Genomic DNA, 6993 nt, shown 5'->3' with positions numbered 1-6993 from the left:
CTGCTCAAACGGGAGACTGCGCTTGGATCTTGCCACCCTGGTTGGTCTCATTGGGGCCTTCGTCATGGTCCTTGCCGCCATCTTTCTTGGCGGCTCGGCGGGCATGTTCGTCGATGCGGCCTCCATCCTCATCGTCGTCGTCGGGTCGCTGTTCGTGGTGCTGATGAAGTTTTCGCTCAAGCAGTTCCTGGGCGCACTGAAAGCCGCGGGCACGGCGTTCAAATTTCAGCTGCCCGAGACCCAGGCGCTGATTGATGAGGTGCTGGAAATCGCCAAGGTCGCGCGCAAGGAGGGTTTTTTGGCCCTGGATGGCCGGCAGTACTCGGTGCCGTACCTCCAAATGGGCATCCAAATGGTGGTGGACGGCCAGCCGCCCGAGGTGGTGCGCAGCGTGCTGGAGCGCGAGCGGCTGCTGACGCTGGAGCGCCACCGCTGGGGTGCGAAGGTGTTTTCGGCCATGGGCGACGTGGCCCCGGCGATGGGCATGATCGGCACCCTGATTGGTCTGGTACAGATGCTGTCCAACATGTCGGATCCGGCCTCGATTGGACCGGCGATGGCGGTGGCGTTGCTGACTACGCTCTACGGTGCCGTCATGGCCAACATGGTGTGCATCCCGATCGCCGACAAGCTCAACCTGCGCATGACCGAGGAGGCGCGCATGCAGGCGATGTTGCTGGATGCCGTCACCAGCATCCAAAACGGGGTACATCCGCGCGCGGTGGAGACGCTGCTCAACAGCTACTTGCCGGCCAAGGCGCGCAAGCCAGAAAAATGACCCTGCGGGCGTGACCGCGCGGCAAGGAGCCTGACCATGGATGAAGGCGAAGAGTGTAAACCCGGCCTGCCAGCCTACATGGGCACATTTGCCGACCTGATGTCGCTGTTGATGTGCTTTTTCGTGCTGCTGCTGTCGTTTGCCGAAATCGACGCCACGAAGTTCAAGCAGATCGCGCAGTCGCTGGAGCAGGCCTTTGGCGTGCAGCGTAAGGTGCCGGCACTGGAGCCGCCGATGGGCACCAGCCCGATCTTCGACAAATTTTCACCCGGCAAGCCCGAGCCGACCGTGCTCGATGAGGTGCGCCAGCAAACCACGCAGGACGACCCGCGCCTGAAAACCCACACCGCCGAGATGATGGCTGCGGTGCAGCAGGCGCTGCAGCAGCAGCTCGAGCGCACCGCGGCCCAGGTGGCGGGCGAACTGGCGCAGGAGCTGCAAAAAGGCCTGCTACAGCTGGAAAAGGGCACCAAGCGGCTGGTCATCCGCATCGAGGAAAAGGGGTCGTTTGGCTCCGGCTCGGCCGAGCTGACACCGGCGTTTCGCCAGACGTTGCAGCGCATGGCCGCTGCGCTGTCGCGCGTGCCAGGCGAGGTCTCCATCGAGGGCCACACCGACGATGTGCCGATTCGCACCGCGCGTTTTCAGTCCAACTGGGACCTGTCGGCGGCGCGTGCCGCGGCGGTGGCCAACGCCCTGCTGGCCGACGGTGCGGTCACCCCCGATCGCCTGCGCATCCAGGGCTACGCCGAGACGCGCCCCCGCGTGCCCAACGACAGCGCCGACAACCGGGCCAAAAACCGGCGCGTCGAAGTGATCATCGACCTCTCCGGCCCGATGGCGGTGCTCGAGACCGATCTGCTCAGGTTTCTGGACAGCGGCGGTGACCCCGCCCAGGCGGCACAGCTCGGTTGGCGCTGAAGCGCCTCAGGCGGCCGCAGGCGGGCGTGTGCCGGCAAATTCGGCGCGGCGCAACTGCATCAGGCGCGTCAGCTCGGTGCCGAAGTGGCGCACCAGCAGCTTGAAGCCAGCGTACTGGGTGGTGTCCACCGGCGCGTCCGTCGCGCCGCTGTCGGCCCACAGCACGCCCACCGGGCGTTCGCGCACCTGCACCGTTGCCCACATGGCCCCCGAAGGCAGCAGGGCCGGTTGCAGCGCGGCGGGCAGCCGGCCGCGCAGCTGCGCCGCGCGCGCCGGCTCGGCCAGCAGGAAAGCGCTGGGTTGTGCAAACAGCCGCGCCAGCAGATGTTCCCCGTCCAGTGCGATGATGGTCTGGCGCGGCACGATCAGGGTGCCGAAGCCGTGGGTCATGTAGCACACCAGCTGCGGCGCCTGCGTGGTCTTCAGGAACAGCGCACAGCGCTGCAACCCCAGCCCTCGCCCCAGCGCATGCTGAAACGCCTGGAAAAAGCCGTGCAGGTCGGTGTGGCGTGCGTGTTGGCAGTCGTCCACGAAGCGGTCGATGAGCGTGCGCGTGGCGCTGCCCGGGGCGATGCTGCGCGCCGGTGCCACCGCGGCGGGGCGGCTGCCCACCGCCGCCGCTGGGCTGGCGGCAGGCTGGGCGCGCGCCAGGCGCCGCTGCAGCGGCGCCCAAAACAGCCGCGCCGCCGGCGCCACCACCACGCCGCGGGTGATCATCTCGTGGCTGGCGGCCACCGCGGCACGTCGGGTTGCTGCCACCACGTCCTCGACGCGCCAGTGGCGGTGCGCTGACAGCACGTCGCACAGCAGCCGCGTGCGCGGGCTGTGCCAGCTGCGCATGGCCTCCTGTGCCAGCAGGTGCAGCAGCGACGGCAGGGTGCTGGGCTGGTATAGCCAGTGTCCCAACCCGTCGGGTATGGGTGGCGGATTGGCCTCGGTCCAGGCGTGGCGCGCTGCCGCGCGCAGGCGGCGGGCGTCCAGCGTTACGTTGGCGCGGTTGTCATCCGGCTCCACAAAGCCGTAATGCTGCGCCAGCGCCGCGTTGAGCGCGCGCAACGGGCAGCCCAGCAGCGCCTGTTCGACGTGTGCGGGCCGTTCCCCGGCGGCCAGCCGCTCGGCCATGCGCTGCGCCACATCGGGAGCGGCCAGCGGCAGCCGCCACTCGGCCATGGTTTGCACCTGCATTTCCCACATCAGGCGCTGGCGCTCCTCGGGGGTGGCGGCAGGGCTAAATTGCGCGGCCAAATGGGCGGCCAGCCGACTGGTGGTCACCGCTTCGGCGTACAGCCGGTGTTCCGGGCGCTCGGCGTCGAGCGGATAGGCGGACAGCCGCTCCAGCACCGTCCACAGGCCACGCAGGCCCAGCGCCCCGACCGCGTGCGCCAGCGAGCCGATGCGTCCCCGGCGCAGCCGCTGCTGCGCCTCTACCAGCACGGCCAGCCCTAGAGGCAGGTCGCGCTGCAGCACCTCCAGCAGGCGCGGCGTGGGCAACTCCTCGTCGTAGAGGGTGCGGATCACCGCTGGGGGACTGAGCAGCGGCAGTGGCACGGCCAGCAGCCGGCGCGTCCAGGTGGACACGGCGGCTTGGGCGGGTGAGGGGGCGGACGACATCGGCATGGTGGAGGTCTGTGAGCGTGACTGTACGCCAACGTCAGGCGTCCGGGATGGGGGTGTTTGCGGCTCCGGATGGGACGCTCTGGGTGCGATCGGCACCCACCGCCACGGACCGGCGGCCCACCGAACCAGCGGTTCCCTCCGATGGCCCCGAATCTGTCGCTATCATGCACCACGACCGGCCTGCTCGGCTGCCGTCCCGATCGGGGATGTGGACCTTGGCGGCCGATCCGCACCCACGCCAGAGGAACAGGAGACGACACCCATGAGTCTGAAGCTGTACTACGCCCCCGGGGCCTGTTCGTTCGTGCCGCACGCCGCGCTGGAGCTGGCGGGCGCCGATTTCGAGCCCGTGCTCGTCAAGCTGCACAAGGGTGAGCAGCGCACCCCGGAATTCTTGGCCCTCAATCCGCGCGGGCAGGTGCCGGTGCTGGTTGACGACGGCGTGGCGATCACGCAGATCGTCGCCATCTGCCTGCACCTAGACGCGCGCTTTCCGCAAGCCGGCCTGCTGCCCGGCGTGGGGCTGGCGCGCACGCGCGCGCTGGAGGTGCTGGCGTGGATGAACAACACCGCGCATCCCACCTTCACCCACGTGTTCATGCCGGCCAAGTTCACCGACGATGCCGCTGCGCAGGCCGCCGTCAAGGCGCACGCGCTGCGCCAGTACCGCGACCTGCTGACGGAGCTGGAGACGCTGGTGGCGCGGCGCGCGGGCGCGTGGCTGGCGGGCGACCGTCCCGGTGTGCTCGATGCCTACGCGCTGACGCTGTTGCGCTGGGGCGGGTTTGCCGGCATCGACCCGGCCACGCTGCCGCAGACGTGGGCGCTGGCGCAGGCGCTGGCCGACGTGCCGGCGGTGGCGCGTGTCATCGAACGCGAGCGTCTCAAGCTCAACGTCTATCAGCCGACGGCCGCCTGAAGCCCCGCGGCGCCGACTTCGCCCTGGAAGCGCACCGATACGCGCAGGCCCCGCGGCTGGCCGGTGGCGGCGTGCGGCTGCGCGTCCTCCAGCGTCAGCGTGGCGCCGTGCTGTTGCGCGATTTCCAGCACGATTGCCAAGCCCAGCCCCGAGCCATCGACCTGAGTGCCCAGCGAGCGGTAAAACGGCGCCAGCACGCGCTCGCGTTCCGGGGCGGGGATGCCGGGGCCGCTGTCTTCGACCTGCAGCACCTGTACGCCACTGAACGGGTCGGTCAGGACGCGCACTGTCACCACACCCCGCGCCGGCGTGTAGCGCAGCGCGTTGTCGGCCAGATTGCGCACCAGCTCAGCCAGCAACGTCGCGTGGCCACGCAGGCGCACCGCGGGTAGCCCCGCCGGCCACGGGTCGGGCTGGGCTTCGAAGCCGAGGTCGATACCCTTGTCCAGTGCCAGCGGCACCAAGTCCTGCACCACCTCGCGCGCCAGCGCCCCCAGGTCGAGCAGCTCGCGCGGCAGCGACTGCCCGGTCATTTCGGCGCGCGCCAGGGCCAGCAGCTGGTTGACGGTGTGCGCGGCGCGTGCGCTGGAGGTGGCCAGCTGGCGCAACGAGCGTTCGATATCCTCGCCGGCGTCGGCGGACAGCAGCTTTTGCGCCATCTCGGCCTGCAGGCGCAGGCCGGCCAGCGGCGTCTTGAGCTGGTGCGCGGCGTCGGCCAGAAAGCGCTTTTGCTGCGCCAGCAAGCCGCGCAGGCGCTGCAGCAGGTCGTTGATCGAGGCCACCAGCGGTACCACCTCTTGCGGCACCTGCTCCTCATCGATAGGGCTGAGGTCGTCCGGGCGGCGCGCCCGGATGCGCCGTTCCAGCTCGCTCAGCGGGCGGATGCCATGCGCCAGCGCCAGCCACACCAGCAACACCGCCAGCGGCAGAATGATGAACTGTGGCACCATCACGCCCTTGATGATTTCGGTGGCTAGCTTGGAGCGCTTGCCGCGTGTCTCGGCCACCTGCATCAGCACCAGATGGTCGCGCGCCGCGCCGCGCGCCAGCCAGATGTAGGCGACGCGCACGTCCTCATCGCGAATGAGGTCGTCGCGCAGCTGCACCACGCCCACACGGCGTGCGTCGTTCTGCGGCGGTGCCGGAAAGGCAGGGTCGCCGCTGATGAGGCGCCCGTCGTGGTCCAGCACCTGGTAAAAGATTTGGTCGGTGCCGTCGGCGCGCAGCAGGTCGCGCGCCTGCGGTGTCAGGGCAAATGCGGCGCGCCCAGCCTCGACGGTCACGAATTGGGTCAGCGCCTGCAGGTTGAACTCGAGCGCGCGGTCGTAGGGCCGGTCGGCAATGCCCTGCGCCACGTACCACGTCAGTCCCAGTGACAGCGGCCACAGCAGCAGCAGCGGCGTCAGCATCCAGTCCAGAATCTCGCCGAACAGGCTGTGCTGTTCGCGCTGAAACAGGCCGTGCCAGGGACGCCGCGTACGCGCCGGGCTGCCGGCGTTGGTGGCCGCAGCTCTGGGCTGGGGCGCCTCAGCCGGGGATCTTCTCAAGGCAATACCCCAGGCCGCGTACGGTGGCGATGCGGATCGGGCCGTGCTCGATCTTCTTGCGCAGCCGGTGGATATAGACCTCGATGGCGTTGGTGCTGACCTCGTCGCCCCACTCGCACAGGCGCTCGACCAGCTGCTCCTTGCTGACCAGCCGTCCGGCGCGCTGCAGCAGCACCTCCAGCAGACTGAGCTCGCGCGCCGACAGGTCGATCATCCGGCCATCGATGGTGGCCACGCGCCCGGCTTGGTCGAACGTCAGCGGCCCGTGTTGAATGAGGCTGCTGGCCGAACCCGCCCCGCGCCGCACCAGGGCGCGCACGCGTGCCTCCAGCTCCGCCAGTGCGAAGGGCTTGGCCATGTAGTCGTCGGCACCCAAGTCCAGGCCGCGCACACGGTCTTCGACGCTGTCGGCGGCGGTCAGGATCAGCACCGGCAACTTGGCGCCGCGCGAGCGCAGCCGCCGCAACACCTCCAGCCCGCCCAGCCCCGGCAACCCCAGGTCGAGAATCAGCAGGTCGAAGCTGTCGTGTGTCAGTAGCGCGGCGTCGGCTTCATCGCCGCTGGCCACGTGGTCCACCGCCGCGCCCGAGGCACGCAGCGTGCGCAACAGGCCATCGGCCAATACCTGGTCGTCTTCGGCGATGAGGATGCGCATGGACAGTCTCCTTCGGGACCCGTCGTCACCGGGCGCGCGGCCGCGACCGCACATTGTAGGCTGCGGGTCGCGCGGTCGGGCCCCCTTCGGCGTAGGCCTCCAGCCCCAGGGCCACCACCGTGGCCACCGCGTCGCCCACGGCAGCGCGGAATTCGCGCTCGGCCTGCGCCACCGCGCGCTGCAATGCCTGCAGCCAGTCCAGCCCGGTGGGCGTGAAGACGATGCGGCGCGCCCGCCGGTCGTGTGGATCGGGTTCGCGCCGCACCAGCCCCCACGCCTCGCACTGGTCCACCAGGTCGCCCATGGCCTGCTTGCTCATGCCGGCGCTGTGCGCCAGCTCGGTCAGGCGCGCGCCGCCCAGTGGCAGGTGGCGGGTGATGTGTACGATCGCCGCGCCCACCTGCTCGCGCGCGGCCAGGTTCGACAGCGCCAGCGGTGCCTGCGCCGAGTGTGCCATCAGCCACAGCACGCGCTCATCGAAGCGGCGCAGCGCATGACCCATCAGGCGGCCCAGGTGCGTGACGCGCCAGCGCTCGTCCGGGCCGAAAACCGGCAT

Annotated in this window: 7 protein-coding genes; 3 read left to right on the top strand and 4 right to left on the bottom strand. The window is 69.8% G+C overall.

What is annotated here, in order from left to right; all coding sequences use genetic code 11:
• The first annotated feature begins 22 nt into the window (after nt 1-22).
• Together pomA and V7Z54_RS05210 are read left to right on the top strand one after the other, a co-directional pair.
• Nucleotides 23-778, top strand: a complete 756-nt coding sequence (pomA, locus tag V7Z54_RS05215; RefSeq protein ID WP_334134896.1) for a flagellar motor protein PomA — start codon at nt 23-25, stop codon at nt 776-778.
• A gap of 36 nt (nt 779-814) precedes the next feature.
• Nucleotides 815-1699 (top strand): MotB family protein, encoded by an 885-nt coding sequence (locus V7Z54_RS05210; RefSeq protein WP_334134894.1) that lies wholly within the window; start codon nt 815-817, stop codon nt 1697-1699.
• Nucleotides 1700-1705: 6 nt separating this feature from the next.
• Here V7Z54_RS05210 and V7Z54_RS05205 read toward each other — a convergent pair whose 3' ends face one another.
• On the bottom strand, nt 1706-3316 hold the full coding sequence (locus V7Z54_RS05205) for a hypothetical protein (protein WP_334134893.1): 1611 nt from the start codon (nt 3314-3316) through the stop codon (nt 1706-1708).
• 262 nt (nt 3317-3578) lie between these two features.
• Here V7Z54_RS05205 and V7Z54_RS05200 point away from each other — a divergent pair, with 262 nt between their 5' ends.
• Nucleotides 3579-4235, top strand: coding sequence for a glutathione S-transferase family protein (locus tag V7Z54_RS05200; RefSeq protein ID WP_334134892.1), 657 nt, complete (start codon nt 3579-3581; stop codon nt 4233-4235).
• Here the strand turns inward: V7Z54_RS05200 and V7Z54_RS05195 are convergent.
• From V7Z54_RS05195 to V7Z54_RS05185, 3 genes are all read right to left on the bottom strand, one after another.
• Complete coding sequence (locus V7Z54_RS05195; RefSeq protein ID WP_334134919.1) at nt 4217-5644, bottom strand: sensor histidine kinase N-terminal domain-containing protein; 1428 nt, start codon at nt 5642-5644, stop codon at nt 4217-4219. The genes V7Z54_RS05200 and V7Z54_RS05195 overlap by 19 nt on opposite strands.
• Nucleotides 5645-5762: 118 nt before the next feature.
• Nucleotides 5763-6437 (bottom strand): response regulator, encoded by a 675-nt coding sequence (locus tag V7Z54_RS05190; protein WP_334134891.1) that lies wholly within the window; start codon nt 6435-6437, stop codon nt 5763-5765.
• Nucleotides 6438-6462: 25 nt separating this feature from the next.
• Nucleotides 6463-6993 carry a MarR family winged helix-turn-helix transcriptional regulator gene (locus V7Z54_RS05185; RefSeq protein ID WP_334134890.1) on the bottom strand — a complete coding sequence of 177 codons (531 nt, stop codon included), beginning with the start codon at nt 6991-6993 and terminating at the stop codon, nt 6463-6465.

The sequence above is a fragment of the Tepidimonas sp. genome (assembly GCF_036824975.1).
Classification (GTDB): Bacteria; Pseudomonadota; Gammaproteobacteria; order Burkholderiales; family Burkholderiaceae_C; genus Tepidimonas.
This window is presented reverse-complemented; position numbering and strand designations above follow the sequence as displayed.